General features: G+C 45.6%; 17 protein-coding genes. 16 read left to right on the top strand and 1 reads right to left on the bottom strand.

The genetic code is table 11. The features are described from left to right. The first annotated feature begins 125 nt into the window (after positions 1 to 125). The gene (locus tag AC5W2J_RS02530) at positions 126 to 746 is read left to right on the top strand and encodes a thymidine kinase (RefSeq protein ID WP_496057909.1); all 621 of its coding nucleotides are present in this window, start codon (positions 126 to 128) and stop codon (positions 744 to 746) included. A 122-nt stretch (positions 747 to 868) separates the two neighbouring features. On the opposite strand, the gene AC5W2J_RS02525 is transcribed toward AC5W2J_RS02530, so the two are convergent. After that, complete coding sequence (locus AC5W2J_RS02525; protein WP_496057908.1) at positions 869 to 2,206, bottom strand: FAD-dependent oxidoreductase; 1,338 nt, start codon at positions 2,204 to 2,206, stop codon at positions 869 to 871. 180 nt (positions 2,207 to 2,386) lie between these two features. Here AC5W2J_RS02525 and prfA point away from each other — a divergent pair, with 180 nt between their 5' ends. The 15 genes from prfA to atpG all read left to right on the top strand — a co-directional run bounded on the left by prfA (position 2,387) and on the right by atpG (position 14,679). Next, positions 2,387 to 3,460, top strand: a complete 1,074-nt coding sequence (gene prfA, locus AC5W2J_RS02520) for a peptide chain release factor 1 (RefSeq protein WP_496057907.1) — start codon at positions 2,387 to 2,389, stop codon at positions 3,458 to 3,460. Beyond that, positions 3,460 to 4,317 carry a peptide chain release factor N(5)-glutamine methyltransferase gene (prmC, locus tag AC5W2J_RS02515; RefSeq protein ID WP_496057906.1) on the top strand — a complete coding sequence of 286 codons (858 nt, stop codon included), beginning with the start codon at positions 3,460 to 3,462 and terminating at the stop codon, positions 4,315 to 4,317. Before prfA ends, prmC begins: the two co-directional genes overlap by 1 nt. A gap of 126 nt (positions 4,318 to 4,443) precedes the next feature. Further along, a complete protein-coding gene (locus tag AC5W2J_RS02510; RefSeq protein WP_496057905.1) occupies positions 4,444 to 5,487 on the top strand; it encodes an L-threonylcarbamoyladenylate synthase in 1,044 nt (347 codons plus the stop codon). 90 nt (positions 5,488 to 5,577) lie between these two features. After that, the gene (locus AC5W2J_RS02505) at positions 5,578 to 6,021 is read left to right on the top strand and encodes a low molecular weight protein arginine phosphatase (RefSeq protein WP_496057904.1); all 444 of its coding nucleotides are present in this window, start codon (positions 5,578 to 5,580) and stop codon (positions 6,019 to 6,021) included. Positions 6,022 to 6,047: 26 nt separating this feature from the next. After that, positions 6,048 to 6,485: a ribose 5-phosphate isomerase B gene (gene rpiB / locus AC5W2J_RS02500; RefSeq protein ID WP_496057903.1), complete on the top strand. Its 438-nt coding sequence runs from the start codon at positions 6,048 to 6,050 to the stop codon at positions 6,483 to 6,485. Positions 6,486 to 6,499: 14 nt separating this feature from the next. Continuing rightward, positions 6,500 to 7,051 (top strand): TIGR01440 family protein, encoded by a 552-nt coding sequence (locus tag AC5W2J_RS02495; protein ID WP_496057902.1) that lies wholly within the window; start codon positions 6,500 to 6,502, stop codon positions 7,049 to 7,051. Positions 7,052 to 7,186: 135 nt separating this feature from the next. After that, positions 7,187 to 8,431, top strand: a complete 1,245-nt coding sequence (gene glyA / locus AC5W2J_RS02490; protein ID WP_496057901.1) for a serine hydroxymethyltransferase — start codon at positions 7,187 to 7,189, stop codon at positions 8,429 to 8,431. Between the two features lie 210 nt (positions 8,432 to 8,641). Further along, positions 8,642 to 9,271: a uracil phosphoribosyltransferase gene (upp, locus tag AC5W2J_RS02485; protein ID WP_496057900.1), complete on the top strand. Its 630-nt coding sequence runs from the start codon at positions 8,642 to 8,644 to the stop codon at positions 9,269 to 9,271. A 428-nt stretch (positions 9,272 to 9,699) separates the two neighbouring features. Continuing rightward, positions 9,700 to 10,071 carry an ATP synthase subunit I gene (locus AC5W2J_RS02480; RefSeq protein WP_496057899.1) on the top strand — a complete coding sequence of 124 codons (372 nt, stop codon included), beginning with the start codon at positions 9,700 to 9,702 and terminating at the stop codon, positions 10,069 to 10,071. Positions 10,072 to 10,122: 51 nt separating this feature from the next. After that, entirely contained in the window at positions 10,123 to 10,851 is a 729-nt protein-coding gene (gene atpB, locus AC5W2J_RS02475; protein ID WP_496057898.1) for a F0F1 ATP synthase subunit A, read from the top strand. Between the two features lie 60 nt (positions 10,852 to 10,911). Then, positions 10,912 to 11,124, top strand: a complete 213-nt coding sequence (atpE, locus tag AC5W2J_RS02470) for a F0F1 ATP synthase subunit C (RefSeq protein WP_496057897.1) — start codon at positions 10,912 to 10,914, stop codon at positions 11,122 to 11,124. 94 nt (positions 11,125 to 11,218) lie between these two features. After that, positions 11,219 to 11,710, top strand: a complete 492-nt coding sequence (gene atpF, locus AC5W2J_RS02465; RefSeq protein ID WP_496057896.1) for a F0F1 ATP synthase subunit B — start codon at positions 11,219 to 11,221, stop codon at positions 11,708 to 11,710. Then, positions 11,707 to 12,258 carry a F0F1 ATP synthase subunit delta gene (locus tag AC5W2J_RS02460; protein WP_496057895.1) on the top strand — a complete coding sequence of 184 codons (552 nt, stop codon included), beginning with the start codon at positions 11,707 to 11,709 and terminating at the stop codon, positions 12,256 to 12,258. The genes atpF and AC5W2J_RS02460 overlap by 4 nt, the downstream gene beginning before the upstream one ends. 11 nt (positions 12,259 to 12,269) lie before the next feature. Then, complete coding sequence (atpA, locus tag AC5W2J_RS02455) at positions 12,270 to 13,778, top strand: F0F1 ATP synthase subunit alpha (RefSeq protein ID WP_496057894.1); 1,509 nt, start codon at positions 12,270 to 12,272, stop codon at positions 13,776 to 13,778. Between the two features lie 40 nt (positions 13,779 to 13,818). After that, entirely contained in the window at positions 13,819 to 14,679 is an 861-nt protein-coding gene (gene atpG / locus AC5W2J_RS02450) for an ATP synthase F1 subunit gamma (protein ID WP_496057893.1), read from the top strand. Positions 14,680 to 14,704: the final 25 nt, after the last annotated feature.

Below are 14,704 nucleotides of genomic sequence, written 5' to 3'. Positions count from 1 at the left end.
AACAGTGACTGAGATTTCCAGTTTTTACGAAAGAGAGCCTCCGAATACACACAAAAATATAGTATACTTTTACATAGAATGAACACCAAACTGCATGAAGCGGATGAAGCATAAGGAGTGGCAAAATGCATATAATGAGAAAAGAAGGCTGGGTGGAGCTGATCTGCGGAAGCATGTTTTCCGGAAAATCAGAAGAACTGATCCGCCGGATTAGAAGAGCCTCTTACGGCAGCTTAAATGTTGTTGTATTTAAGCCTGCTTTGGATAACCGGTACAGCGAAGAAGAAGTCGTATCGCACAACGGATCAAAAGTATGGTCTAAATCTGTTGTCCATTCCCTGGATATTTTAAATGAAGTAGAAGAAGATGCTCACATGGTAGCCGTAGATGAAGTGCAGTTTTTTGATATGAATATTGTAGCGGTAACCGAAGAGCTTGCCAATAAAGGCATTCAAGTAGTAGTCGCCGGTCTGGACCAGGACTTCCGCGGAGAGCCGTTTGGGGCGATTCAAGAACTGATGGCCCTGGCAGAAGATGTAACCAAACTGCAGGCGGTCTGTCCGAAATGCAGCTCTCCTGCTTCGAGAACGCAGCGCCTGATTGATGGAAGGCCGGCGCACTATGACGATGCGATTATATTAGTAGGGGCGGATGAGTCATATGAACCCCGCTGCCGGCACTGTCATGATGTTCCCGGTCGTCCGAACCGGCTTAAAGCCGTTATGGAAGCCTCTGCGGCCGAGTAGAATGTCTTTTTGCTGCGGTGTACATATCGTGAAACTTCCGGGTATAGAAACATGTGTATCAAAAGAAAAAGCCTCTTTCAGTTGAAAGGGGCTTTTTGGTGAATAAATAGAAGCCGGCAGGCTCAGCGTCCGGTCTTTGCCCGGCGAGCTGTCTGCTGGATAGGGTCCCAGACTCCGTTGTAGGGGGGAGCATAGGATAAATCAAGGTCTTCTAATTCATCAATCCCTGCTCCGTAGTACATAGCGGTGGCAAGAACATCAATGCGTTTATCCACACCGGCTTCTCCGATCACCTGGGCCCCGATAAGTTGTCGGGACTCTTCTTGGTATAAAAGTTTAATCGTCAGCTTTTTATGCTCCGGAAAGTATCCGGCGATATGGAAAGACGTGCTCACCGCTGTGCCGAATACTATATTTTCTTCCCGGGCTTCTGCTTCGGACAGTCCGGTTTTAGCCAGCGTTAAATCAAAAAACTGCAGGATGGAAGTGCCGGTAATGCCTTTAAATTCTTTGGAGATTCCTCCCATGTTAAGGCCGGCCAGACGTCCCTGCTTATTGGCGTGGGTGCCAAGTGGAATATAATCGTTTTTTTGTTTCATGCGGTGGAATTGAACCGCGCAGTCTCCGGCGGCATAGATACTGTCTACGCTGGTTTCCATGTGTTTATTAATGACGACTGCGCCATTGTCCAGAAGGTCAACGCCGGTGCCCTGCAGAAAATCAGTGTTTGGCGACAGGCCGGTCGCTACAATAACAAGGTCAGCCGGATAGGTGCCGGTTTCTGTGGAAATAGAAGTAACGCGGTTTCCGCCATTGATGGAAGTGACATTTTCCTCCAAATGAAGCGTCACCCCATGCTTTTCTGCTTCCTCTATGATCATATTCCCCATATCGGGATCAAACATTGATGCCAGACGGCTGTCCCGTTGAATAATGCGGACGTTCTGGCCGTTTCTAATAAAATTCTCCGCCATTTCCAGTCCGATATAGCCGCCGCCGATAATAATAGTTTCCTGCACGTCCGGAAGTTCCTTGGCAATCTTTTCGATGTCAGGAATTGTTTTGACAGTGTGGACACCTTCTTTATCCGTTCCCGGCCAGTCTGGAACCGAAGGACTGCCGCCGGAGGCGACAAGAAGTTTGTCATAGGACACTGTAAAGGGATCCCCGCTGGAAAGGTCGGTGCCGGAAACCGTTTTCTGTGCAGCGTCGACTTTTGTTACATGGTGCAGAATCCGGGCATCAATTCCGTATTTATTCCGAAACGTCTCCACTTTTCTTGCGATCAGATCTTCTGTGCGTGAAACGACTCCGCCGACTATGTAAGGAAGGCCGCACTGGGCATAAGAATAGATAGTGCCCTGCTCCAGGGTGGTGATTTCCGCTTGTTTTGTGTTGCGGACAAGCTGCATCGCTGCGCTCATTCCGGCCGCATCGCCGCCAATAATGACATATTTCATCGTTGCATCGCCTGCTTTCTTCGTTAATAAAGGACATAATATTATTGTCTATTCCCTTTCTGATAATGAAAAAAACAAGAAAGGCGCCTGTCTGAATATCGGAATGAAGGGTGCTTTGACTGCTGATATGGCGTATACTATAATTAGAATGTTATGCAATAGTATAAAGAGGTGAAGTTTGTGATAGATCGATTACAAACGGTAGAGGACAGGTATAATCATTTAAACGAGTTACTCAGTGATCCGGACGTTATCAGCGATACGAAGAAACTAAGAGAGTATTCAAAAGAGCAGGCCGATCTTTCCAAAACAGTGGAAGTATATAGAGAATACAAAACAGTTACGGAAGAGTTAAAGGAAGCCAAATCCATGCAGCAGGAAGCGCTGGACAAAGAAATGGAAGAAATGGTAAAGGTGGAAATCGATGAGCTCTCGGAAAGACAAACAGCAATCGAAGAAAAACTCCATGTGATGCTTCTTCCGAAAGATCCAAATGACGATAAAAACGTTATTGTGGAAATCCGCGGAGCAGCGGGCGGCGATGAGGCTGCTTTGTTTGCCGGGGATTTATTTAAAATGTATTCCCGCTATGCGGAAAAAATGAACTGGAAAACAGAAATAATTGAATCAAGCTCCAGTGATGTCGGTGGATACAAAGAGATTATTTTCATCGTAAACGGAAGCGGTGCGTATTCCAGGCTGAAATATGAAAATGGCGCACACCGTGTCCAAAGAGTCCCGAGCACTGAATCCGGCGGTCGTATTCATACGTCAACCGCTACTGTAGCCATTCTGGCAGAGGCGGAGGAAGTGGAAGTCGATATCCACGACAAAGACATCCGCGTGGATACATTCACCTCAAGCGGCCCCGGCGGCCAGAGTGTTAACACAACCATGTCCGCCGTTCGTTTAACGCATGAGCCTACCGGCGTGGTAGTTTCCTGTCAGGATGAAAAGTCGCAGATTAAAAACAAAGAAAAAGCAATGAAAGTGCTGCGTGCCCGCATTTATGATAAGTATCAGCGTGAAGCGCAGGCAGAGTATGATGAAACGAGAAAGTCAGCCGTGGGTACAGGGGATCGTTCCGAGCGTATCCGTACGTATAATTTTCCACAAAGCAGAGTCACCGATCATCGTATCGGCTTAACGCTTCAAAAGCTGGACCAGATTCTGGCCGGCGAGCTGGATGAAATTATTGATCCGCTTGTAGTAGAAGAACAGGCAGAAATGATGGAAAGAGCAAGCGAAAGATAATGAACATACCTTACGTATATGAGGCCCTTAACTGGGCTTCTTCTTTTTTAGGTGAACACGGACGGGAGCCGCAGGCGGCAGTATGGCTGCTTGCGTACAGAGTAAATACAGATCAGACCTCGCTTCATCTTGACCGGGGCGAACGGCTTACAAAAGAAGTTTGGGACGCATTCCAGACGGATGTAAAAACGCATGCTTCGGGGGTACCGGTGCAGCATATTACAGGAGAAGGTGCTTTTTACGGCAGAATGTTTTCTGTTAATGAACATGTACTGATTCCAAGGCCGGAAACCGAAGAGCTGGCTTATGAAGTTATTCAATGGCTCGGCAGACAGATGCCGGGAGAAGTCCGCCGCGGAGTGGATATCGGGACAGGGAGCGGAGCGCTTGCGGTGACAATTGCGCTGGAAGCAGACCATATTGAAATGACAGCTACAGACTTAATGGCCGGGGCCCTTCAGAAAGCAGAACAAAATGCCCGCATGCTGGGTGCCGCCGTGGAGTTTATCCAGGGGGATCTGGCCCGTCCACTTGAGGGGCGCCTATTTGATGTCATTGTCTCCAATCCTCCTTATATCCCGCAGGACCAGTGGGAGGAGCTGGACGATATCGTGAAAATCCATGAGCCGAGAACGGCACTTGTCGGTGAGGATGCCGATGGGCTTTTCTGTTACAGACAGATGGCGGAAGATATTCCTGCTCTCCTGAAGCGTCCCGGGATCGCAGCGTTTGAGATTGGAATGGATCAGGGAAAAGAAGCGCTGGCCATCTTTAAGAAGGCTTTTCCGGATGATCACGTCTGGCTGAAACAGGATATCAATAAACGAGATCGCATGATTTTTGTAGAAAAAAAGTAAAAGTTATATACAAGCAGTTATCCACTTATTAAGATATTACTGTGGATAACTTTTTTATTTTGAAAAAACACTAACAAAAACCGTAGAAATCAACTATTTTCTTTACATGGAAAAGAGGGGAAACAATTGAGTTATACACATACAAAGATATGGACTGTGGATAAGTCGAAAAAATCATTGCAGGAAGATCCTTCCATTCTGGAAGCTGCTGACTATATTAAAAGAGGAGAAGTAGTGGCTTTCCCTACTGAGACAGTGTATGGGCTTGGTGCAGATGCTTCCGGAAGCGAAGCAGTTAACAAAATATTTGCTGCGAAGGGAAGACCTGGGGATAACCCGCTTATTGTCCACATTGCAGATTATCCACATCTGGATAACTTACATGTGGAAACGCACGCGGTGGAGCGTCGGTTGATGGAAGCATTTTGGCCGGGACCGCTCACGATCGTCCTGCATGGCAGCTTTCCTGTTGCCTCTAACGTAACAGCTGGGTTAAAGACACTTGCTGTCCGTATGCCGGACCATCCCGTGGCACTGGCATTAATAAAAGCGTCGGGAAAAGCGCTTGCGGCCCCAAGTGCTAATTTATCCGGCAAGCCAAGCCCGACAAAAGCGTCCCACGTAATGTTTGATCTTGACCATAAAATTGCAGGGATAGTGGATGGAGGAGAGACGGGATACGGCCTGGAATCAACGGTAGTGGAATACAAAGACGGGGTGTGCTGGATTCTGCGTCCGGGCGGGATTACGAAAGAACAAATGGAAAAGCTGCTTCCAAACACGCCGGTAAAAAATGAGACAGGCGGCAGCGGGGAAGCACCTAAGTCTCCGGGAACTAAATACCGCCACTACGCTCCAGAGACTCCTCTTTTTTTAATAGAAAACGCCCAAATAATACATGAAGTCCGACGCGCTCGAAAACAGGGAAAGAAAACAGGAGTATTGGCGGGAAGTGAAAGCTACCATGACCTGGCAGCGGAGGCTGATTTTTGTCTGGATATGGGGTCGTTTCATACACCATCCGTATTTTCCTCGAGGCTTTACAGCGCACTGAGAGAAGCGGACGAACATCAGCTGGATGTTCTTTTCTGCCCTGTATTTGAAGAAACGGATATGGGAGCTGCACTGATGAACAGGCTTAGAAAAGCAGCCGGAGCTGAAGCGGAGTAATAAAGCCGGGAAGATACGAGACAAAAAGAATCTATGATAAAATAGAAGGAAGCTTTATGTGAGAGATTAGCAGAAAGGAATGGCTGCGTAATGAAGCATGTCTTATTTGTATGTACAGGCAATACGTGCAGAAGCCCTTTGGCAGAAGCGATGCTGCTTCATAAAAATGATGAAGAGATTGAAGTGAAATCTGCCGGGGTACATGCAGCAGATGGTGTTCCGCCGTCGCAGGAAACGATGGAAGTATTAAAAGAAAAGAATATTCCCTACGAGCAAACGTCCAGCCTTTTAACAAAAAGTATGGTGGACTGGGCCGATATCATTCTCACGATGACCGTATCCCATAAGCAGATGTCTGTTTCGATGTATCCTTATGCGGCGGACAAAATATACACTCTCCATGAATTTGCCATCGATGATAAGGGTCGGGACATTATCGATCCGATCGGCGCAGAAACGGAAGTGTACAGGCAGACTGCTGCGGAAATTGAGCGTCTGATGGATCATGCTTTACCAAAAATAAAGAGCTTGTAACAAACATATATGAGGAGAGTGCTGGAATGAAGGTAGCAATTGGTTCAGATCATGGTGGATACAATTTAAAAGAGGAAATTAAAACAATGCTTGCTGAAAAAGGAATAGATGTAGATGACGTAGGGTGCGACTGCGCAGATTCAGTCGATTACGCGGACTATGCTGTTCCTGTAGCTGAAAAAGTAGCAGCAGGAGAAGCGGACCGGGGAATTTTGATCTGTGGCACAGGTATCGGTATGTCAATCGCCGCCAATAAAGTCAAAGGCATCCGCTGCGCGCTCGTTCATGACTTGTTCAGTGCAAAAGCAACACGGGCGCATAACGACAGCAATGTGCTCGCTATGGGAGAAAGAGTTATCGGACCGGGAGTTGCGCTTGAAATTGCAGAAACCTGGCTCGATACGGATTTTGAAGGCGGCAGACATAAAAAGCGGATCGATAAAGTATCTGCTATTGAAAAATAAATGAGGTGAAAAGCATGAAGAACACAGCGCATTGGAGAGAATCTCTCCCTGTATTTTTAGATGCTTTGTACCAGAAGAAAGCTCTTGATCACCGGCATGTGCTGATTATTGGAGCGAGCACGAGCGAAGTGATCGGCAAAAACATCGGCTCCGCCGGATCGGAAGAAGTAGCAGAGGACCTGTTTCAGGAGTTTGCGTCTTTTCGGGACAAAACAGGCGTGCACCTGGCCTTTCAAGGATGCGAGCATATTAACAGGGCCGTTACAGTAGAACGGGAGACAGCGGAGTGGCTGCAGTTGGAGCCTGTAAACGCCGTTCCCCATCCGCGTGCCGGAGGAGCAATGGCTTCCAGGGCCTATCGGAAAATGAAGGACCCGGTAGTAGTAGAGCATATCCAGGCAGATGCGGGAATTGACATTGGTGATACATTTATCGGTATGCATATGAAGCATGTGGCTGTGCCCGTCAGAACGTCAATTGATGCCATTGGTTCTGCCCATGTTACAATGGCCGTCTCCAGACCTAAGTTAATTGGGGGAGAACGCGCCAAATATTCTGCGGAGTAAAACTTAATATTTTTTAATATTTTATTCATAAAATACGGAAATAGACGATTTGAAATGTTATAATAGCTTCGGATATTCAGAAAAACAGCTAAATCACGAATAATAAAAGGATTGAGAGAGAAGGGAGCACTACAAATGTTAGAAACAGTAAAGAAAAAAGATGCCGCAGTATTTGAAGCAATGGAAAAAGAACTGCAGCGCCAGCGCGACAAGATTGAGCTGATTGCTTCAGAAAACTTTACAAGCGAAGCGGTAATGGAAGCACAGGGATCTGTCCTGACGAATAAATACGCAGAAGGTTATCCCGGCAAAAGGTTCTACGGTGGATGCGAGCACGTGGATACGGTAGAAGATCTTGCACGCGACCGCGCGAAACAGATTTTTAAAGCAGAGCATGCAAACGTACAGCCGCACTCAGGTGCCCAGGCTAATATGGCCGTATACTTCACTATATTAGAGCATGGCGATACGGTGCTTGGCATGAATTTATCCCATGGCGGTCACTTAACCCACGGAAGCCCGGTAAACTTCAGCGGCATTCAGTATAGCTTTGTGGAGTATGGTGTAACAGAAGATAAACAGGTAATTGATTATGAAGAAGTTAGAAAAGCGGCATTAGAGCATAAGCCCAAGCTGATTGTAGCTGGAGCAAGCGCCTACCCGCGTGAAATAGACTTTAAGAAATTCCGTGAAATTGCAGATGAAGTCGGTGCCTACCTGATGGTTGATATGGCACACATTGCAGGCCTGGTTGCAGCAGGACAGCATCAAAACCCGGTTCCGCATGCCCATTTTGTAACAACCACTACGCACAAGACACTCCGCGGTCCACGCGGCGGACTTATTCTCTGCGAAGAGCGTTTTGCTAAAAAAATCGACAAAACGGTCTTCCCGGGTATGCAGGGCGGCCCGCTTATGCACGTTATTGCAGCCAAGGCAGTAGCTTTCGGCGAAGCACTTGAGCCTGAATTCGTTGACTATTCCAAGCAGATTATTGTCAATGCGGTTCGTTTGGGAGAATCCCTTGTAAACGAAGGCATTGATCTTGTGTCCGGCGGTACGGACAACCACCTTCTTCTTTTGGATCTCCGCAAGATCGGCATCACCGGTAAAGTAGCTGAAAAGGCGCTGGACGAAGCCGGTTTGACTACAAACAAAAATGCGATTCCGTACGATCCGGAAAAGCCATTTGTAACAAGCGGAATCCGTTTAGGTACTTCTGCTGTGACTACGAGAGGATTCAAAGAAACAGAGATGGATGAGCTCGGAAAAATCATCGCTCTTGTTCTAAAAAATACAGAAAATGACGATAAACTGAAGGAAGCAGCTGATCGAGTAGATCAATTGACGGCTAAATTCCCAATGTATCCGAACCTGTAACATTTGATTATTTGAGAACCGCGGCCTGGTGCAGGCTGCGGTTTTTTTATGAAAACAGAGGCTTTATTTGTCTGAATCATTGCTATTTTCCAGGAAACCTTGATTGAAGGGGAATTATTCGGTAGAATTTCAAAAGAAGTGTGCGCACATTGAAACGTTTAGTACAGGTGACCGATATTCATTCGATTATATAAAAGAGGAGCTGCATGTATGTCAAAAGTACACGTTTTAGATCATCCATTAATTCAGCATAAATTAACATTTATCCGCGATGTATCCACAGGAACGAAAGAATTCAGGGAATTAGTAGAAGAAGTTTCCATGCTGATGGCCTTTGAAATTACTAGAGACCTTCAGCTGCAGGAAGTAACGGTGGAAACGCCGGTCGGCCCCGCAAAAGGACATACGCTTGCCGGTAAAAAGCTGGGTATTGTTCCTATTTTAAGAGCAGGCCTTGGAATGTCCGACGGAATTCTATCTCTTATTCCTGCGGCAAAAGTAGGGCACGTTGGATTGTATCGTGATCCTAAAACGTTGAAGCCGATTGAATATTACGTAAAGCTTCCAAGCGACGTAGCAGAACGTGAGTTTATCGTTATCGATCCTATGCTTGCTACTGGAGGATCTGCTGTTGAAGCGTTAAACAGCCTGAAAAAGCGCGGGGCCAAGAACATGAAGCTTATGTGCCTTGTTGCAGCCCCTGAAGGAGTGGCGGCCGTGCAGGAAGCCCATCCGGAAGTGGAAATATACCTTGGAGCCCTTGACGAGAAGCTCAATGAAAAAGGATATATTGTTCCGGGTCTTGGTGATGCCGGAGACCGTCTGTTTGGAACAAAATAATTATGGAAACCGTGTCGAATGAAGACACGGTTTTTTATTTCAAGAAAAAACAATATGCGTGTAACAGTAAATTTACAATCAAATTGTCATCTAATAGTCACATTTGCCAAGAGCGCTCAAACCCTTATATTGCAAGGTTTTTTTCCTCATTATGGATTGACAGAAAACTCTCCCTATTGTACGATTACAAAGGATATATGATAGGGTTTTCATGTTCATGAACAGATGAGTTCAAATCAGGATCTAGTTAAGCAAATGCTTAAGCTTCTCCTTTGAACCTTCCTAAGCAGTTATACATAGGAATACCATTCGTGCAGACAGTCTTCTTGTCACAGAAAGTCTATGAAGCTTAGGACGGCAGTATCTTAATGCTTTGATTCGGGGTGACGGACTAGTCCGTCTGCTGAAAAAAAGAAGGAGAAGGTCAGATGTCTTCCTTTCAGGAAATGTACAAGCGCTATTTTATGCTGAGTGTAGCAGTCATTTTTATCTACGCAGTATGCGCAGCACTGACGTCACACAGCCTGTTTTTCTTGAGCCTGGCTACTGGATCTCTGCTGGGATTGTTTAATTTATGGAGCATGTACCGTGATACGCAGGCGGCCACTGATTTTGAACGTTCGAACAAAGTGGCGTTTGCGTTAAGGATGCCTGCCAGAATAGCATCCGGTATCATCATCGCCCTGCTGTTTCTGCAGTTTCCGGAATACTTCGGTATAGTGCCGCTGGCAGTTGGTTTAATGACTCCGTACCTTATCATTCTTTTTTCTTTAGTATTTTTTGCTTTTTCGTCCGATTGATGGGGTAACACAGTCACTTGCTAAACTATAGGAAAAGGGGTGAATTTAACCATGGATCACGAATTTCCGATAGCCTACGATGTGTTTGGCATTCCGGGTTTTCATGCGAACCTGTCGAATATTCTTATGCTGGCAGTAGCGGCAGTTATCGTACTTATTATAGGAATGGTCAGCGCGAGGTCAATAAAAATGAAACCGACAGGAATGCAGAATGTGTTTGAATGGCTTATTGATTTTATTAAAAATATTATTTCCAACACAATGAGCTGGAAAACCGGCGAACGGTTTTTTGGATTAGGAATTACTATTTTCTTATTTATATTAGTAGCTAATCTTCTGGGTGTTCCTTTTATGCTCTTTACAGAAGAAACGCACACCGTCTGGTGGAGGTCACCTACAGCAGATCCAATTATTACGATGACTTTTGCTATTATGGTACTTTTTATCTGCCACTATTACGGCATTAGACTTAGGGGCGGAAAAGAATACGTGAAGGATTTCTTCCGGCCGATTCCTTTCTTATTCCCATTTAAAGTGCTGGAAGAGTTTACAAACACTATCACATTGGGAATGCGGCTTTTCGGTAACTTGTATGCAAAGGAAATCCTGCTTACAATGCTTGCCGCGGCAGGTGGAGCCAGTGTACTGGGTGCGCTTGGTGCAAGTGTGCCGATGATTGCCTGGCAGGCGTTCAGCTTGTTTATAGGAGGCATTCAGGCTTTTGTTTTCTTAATGCTTACCATGGTGTATCTGGCTCATAAAGTTGAGGAAGAACACTAGAAGTTCAATATCAGAAACAGCAGATTTTATATAAATTACAATACTAGGAGGATTTTTATTATGGGAGCTTTAGCAGCAGGAATCGCGGCAGGACTAGCCGCACTAGGTGCAGGTTTTGGTGTATCACAGATCGTACGTGGAACAATTGACGGTGTAGCTCGTCAGCCGGAATTAAAAGGTACATTACAGACGCTTATGTTTATCGGTGTGGCACTCGTTGAGGCACTTCCAATCATCGCGATAGTCATTGCCTTTCTCTTAATGGGTCAATAAACGGCGGAAATATGCATGCCGGAATAAAATGGCGAAGTCCTTCAACCGATGCTTCGCCATTCCTTTTGTAAAAATGTAGAAAGGAGTGAAAGAAATGCCAGAAACACTAACGTTAGCGGATCCGTTATTCGCAATAGTCACGTTCACTATCCTTCTCCTTCTTCTCCGGAAGTTTGCATGGGGACCGATGATGAACATGATGCAGGAACGGGAAGAAAAGGTAGCCAGCGATATTGATGCAGCGGAAAACAACCGTCTGGAATCAGAAAAGTATTTAGAACAGCAGAAGCTTGAAATAGATCGTGCCCGTGAAGAGGCACAGTCCATTATAGAATCAGCCAAGAAAACAGGAGAACAGCAGGGCCGGGATATTGTAGAACAGTCCCGTAAAGAATCCGAACAGGTGAAAGAAAATGCCCTCATTCAGATCCAAAGCGAAAAAGAACAGGCTGTGGCAGAATTAAGAGAGCAGGTAGCTACGCTTTCTGTCATGATTGCAACGAAAATTATCGAGAAGGAACTCGATGAGGCGGAGCAGGAAAAGCTTATTGAAGAATATCTTCAAGAGGCAGGCGGAAACCTATGAGCAATCCAGCAGCAGCAAGAAGATACGCCGTAGCCTTATTTGAACTAGCCAGTGAAAAAGGAATGCTTGAAGAAATTAATAATGAGCTTCAAATAGTGAAAGAAACCTTTGTTCAGAACGCTGCATATGTAGATTTTCTGGAAAATCCCAGAATTACGCAGGAAAAGAAGACAGCTTCTATAGAGGAAGCTTTTCTTTCAGCGAACGATATGATCCGCAGTACCCTGCAGCTTTTGTTAAAAAGAAGACGCATCGATTCGATCGTACTTATCGCTGACCAGTATAAAAAACTAGCAGATGACCAGCAAAAGCGCGGCTATGCGAAAGTATATACGGTAAAGCCTTTAAGCGAGCTGGAAAAAACGAGAATTTCAGAAGTATTTGCAAAAAGAGTCGGAAAAGACACCATATTTATTGAAAACATCATTGATTCATCTCTTATCGGCGGTATGAAAATACGCATTGGGGATACAATCTTTGATGGAAGCGTAAGAAATCAACTAAATCGTCTGGAACATCAGCTGATTTCCGGAAAAGACCTTAGATAGGGGGGAACACAATGAGCATCAGACCAGATGAGATAAGCTCTCTCATTAAGCAGCAGATTGAAGGATTTGAATCCGACGTCCAGGCAAGCGAAGTTGGTACTGTCATTCAAATTGGTGATGGTATCGCCCGCGCCCACGGCCTTGAAAACGCAATGGCCGGTGAACTGCTGGAGTTTTCTACGGGAGTAATGGGCATGGCCCAGAACCTGGAAGAAAACAATATCGGTATTATTATTTTAGGACCTTACTCCGACATTCGTGAAGGAGATGAAGTAAAACGTACAGGACGCATCATGGAAGTTCCTGTAGGTGAAGAAATTCTTGGACGCGTAGTAAACCCGCTTGGACAGCCTTTGGATGGAAACGGTGCTATCGGCACCACTAAAACACGTCCGATTGAAAGCCCGGCACCAGGTGTTATGGATAGAAAATCCGTACATGAGCCGCTTCAGACGGGAATTAAAGCAATTGACTCCATGATTCCTATCGGACGCGGCCAGCGTGAGCTTATCATCGGTGACCGTCAGATCGGTAAGACATCTATTGCAATTGATACGATCATCAACCAAAAAGATGAAGACATTATTTGTATTTATGTAGCAATCGGCCAGAAGGAATCAACTGTTGCAAACGTAGTGGAAACGCTTCGCCAGAAAGGCGCGCTTGATTATACTATTATTGTAAACGCAGGTGCTTCTGATCCCGCTCCGCTTCTTTACCTGGCACCATATGCCGGCGTATCCATGGGTGAAGAATTCATGTATAACGGAAAGCATGTTCTTGTCGTATTTGACGACTTGACCAAGCAGGCAGCAGCCTACCGTGAACTTTCACTGCTTCTTCGCCGTCCGCCGGGCCGTGAGGCATTCCCTGGTGATGTATTCTATATTCATTCCCGTTTACTGGAACGTTCCGCAAAATTAAGTGATGCGAAAGGCTCCGGTTCAATGACGGCACTGCCGTTCGTTGAAACACAGGCCGGCGACGTATCCTCTTATATTCCAACCAACGTTATTTCTATCACAGACGGACAGATTTTCCTTCAGTCCGACCTGTTTTATTCCGGTGTTCGTCCCGCTGTTAACCCGGGTATCTCCGTATCCCGTGTAGGTGGTTCCGCCCAGATTAAAGCAATGAAAAAAGTAGCCGGTACCCTCCGTCTTGATCTTGCAGCATTCCGGGAGCTCGAAGCGTTCTCCCAGTTTGGTTCAGATCTTGATGAAGCCACCCAGGCGAAGTTAAACCGTGGTGCACGTACCGTAGAAATGCTTAAGCAGGACTTGAATAAGCCGCTTCGCGTAGAAAAGCAGGTAGCGATTATTTATGCTCTGACCCAGGGTTATCTTGATGATGTTCCTGTAGTAGATATTCAGCGTTTTGAATCAGAGCTTATGGGCTACCTCGATGCAGAAGAAAAAGCTCTTCTTGACGGAATCCGTGAAACAGGAAACCTTCCTGAAAAAGAAGCTTTTAACCGTGCGATCGAAGGATTCAAGCGTACATTCAACCCTACAAAGTAATATAAGATAATCACCCTAAAGAAGAAGGTGGTGAGATAGTATGGCCTCTTTACGTGACATTAAAAACCGAATTAATTCGGTGAAAAAAACGAAACAGATCACTAAAGCAATGCAGATGGTATCGGCTTCAAAACTGAACCGCGCTCAGCGGCATTCCCAGTCCTATGAGCCGTATACCAGAAAGATAAAAGAGGTAGTGGCAAGTATTGCCGCGAGTAATACGGATATAACCCATCCTATGCTTGAAGAACGACCGGTTAAAAAAACAGCGTATATTATGATATTTTCCGATCAGGGACTGGCAGGCGGTTATAATGCCAGCCTGTTCAGAAATTTCATACAGACAGTGGAAGAGCGTCACGCTTCGAAAGAAGAGTACGGAGTAATCGTTATCGGCAGAATCGGGAGAGATCTTCTTAAACGAAAAGAGGTTACCATTTTTGAGGAAGTAACCGGTCTTTCTGATCAGCCAAGTTTCGAAGATATCAAAAATATCACAAGACTTGCTGTAGATATGTACAAAGATCAGGAAATAGATGAGCTCAACATCTGGTACAACCATTTCGTGAACCCAATTCAACAGGACGTTACGGAGAAAAAAATTCTTCCGCTTACTAATTTAGCAGAAGAAGATAAAAGTAACCAATCCTATGAATATGAGCCTTCCGAGGGGGCAATACTGGAACAGCTTCTGCCTCAGTATGCAGAAAGCCTGATTTATGGTGCATTGCTTGATGCGAAAGCAAGTGAGTTCGGTGCCCGAATGACAGCGATGAGCTCAGCAACGGATAACGCAACCGGCATCATCGATGATCAGACCATTATCTACAACCGTGCAAGACAGGCCGCAGTTACGCAGGAAATTACCGAAATTGTCGGCGGCGCTGCAGCTCTTGAATAAAAGCCTTTAAAGTAACAGTGAGGAG

Source organism: Sinobaca sp. SA16-1 (assembly GCF_059510515.1).
This window is presented reverse-complemented; position numbering and strand designations above follow the sequence as displayed.

Coding starts and splice junctions, on each gene's coding strand:
- AC5W2J_RS02530 (WP_496057909.1), top strand. CDS start 126: ATGCATATAATGAGAAAAGAAGGCTGGGTGGAGCTGATCTGCGGAAGC.
- AC5W2J_RS02525 (WP_496057908.1), bottom strand. CDS start 2,206: ATGAAATATGTCATTATTGGCGGCGATGCGGCCGGAATGAGCGCAGCG.
- prmC (WP_496057906.1), top strand. CDS start 3,460: ATGAACATACCTTACGTATATGAGGCCCTTAACTGGGCTTCTTCTTTT.
- AC5W2J_RS02505 (WP_496057904.1), top strand. CDS start 5,578: ATGAAGCATGTCTTATTTGTATGTACAGGCAATACGTGCAGAAGCCCT.
- rpiB (WP_496057903.1), top strand. CDS start 6,048: ATGAAGGTAGCAATTGGTTCAGATCATGGTGGATACAATTTAAAAGAG.
- AC5W2J_RS02495 (WP_496057902.1), top strand. CDS start 6,500: ATGAAGAACACAGCGCATTGGAGAGAATCTCTCCCTGTATTTTTAGAT.
- glyA (WP_496057901.1), top strand. CDS start 7,187: ATGTTAGAAACAGTAAAGAAAAAAGATGCCGCAGTATTTGAAGCAATG.
- upp (WP_496057900.1), top strand. CDS start 8,642: ATGTCAAAAGTACACGTTTTAGATCATCCATTAATTCAGCATAAATTA.
- AC5W2J_RS02480 (WP_496057899.1), top strand. CDS start 9,700: ATGTCTTCCTTTCAGGAAATGTACAAGCGCTATTTTATGCTGAGTGTA.
- atpB (WP_496057898.1), top strand. CDS start 10,123: ATGGATCACGAATTTCCGATAGCCTACGATGTGTTTGGCATTCCGGGT.
- atpE (WP_496057897.1), top strand. CDS start 10,912: ATGGGAGCTTTAGCAGCAGGAATCGCGGCAGGACTAGCCGCACTAGGT.
- atpF (WP_496057896.1), top strand. CDS start 11,219: ATGCCAGAAACACTAACGTTAGCGGATCCGTTATTCGCAATAGTCACG.
- AC5W2J_RS02460 (WP_496057895.1), top strand. CDS start 11,707: ATGAGCAATCCAGCAGCAGCAAGAAGATACGCCGTAGCCTTATTTGAA.
- atpA (WP_496057894.1), top strand. CDS start 12,270: ATGAGCATCAGACCAGATGAGATAAGCTCTCTCATTAAGCAGCAGATT.
- atpG (WP_496057893.1), top strand. CDS start 13,819: ATGGCCTCTTTACGTGACATTAAAAACCGAATTAATTCGGTGAAAAAA.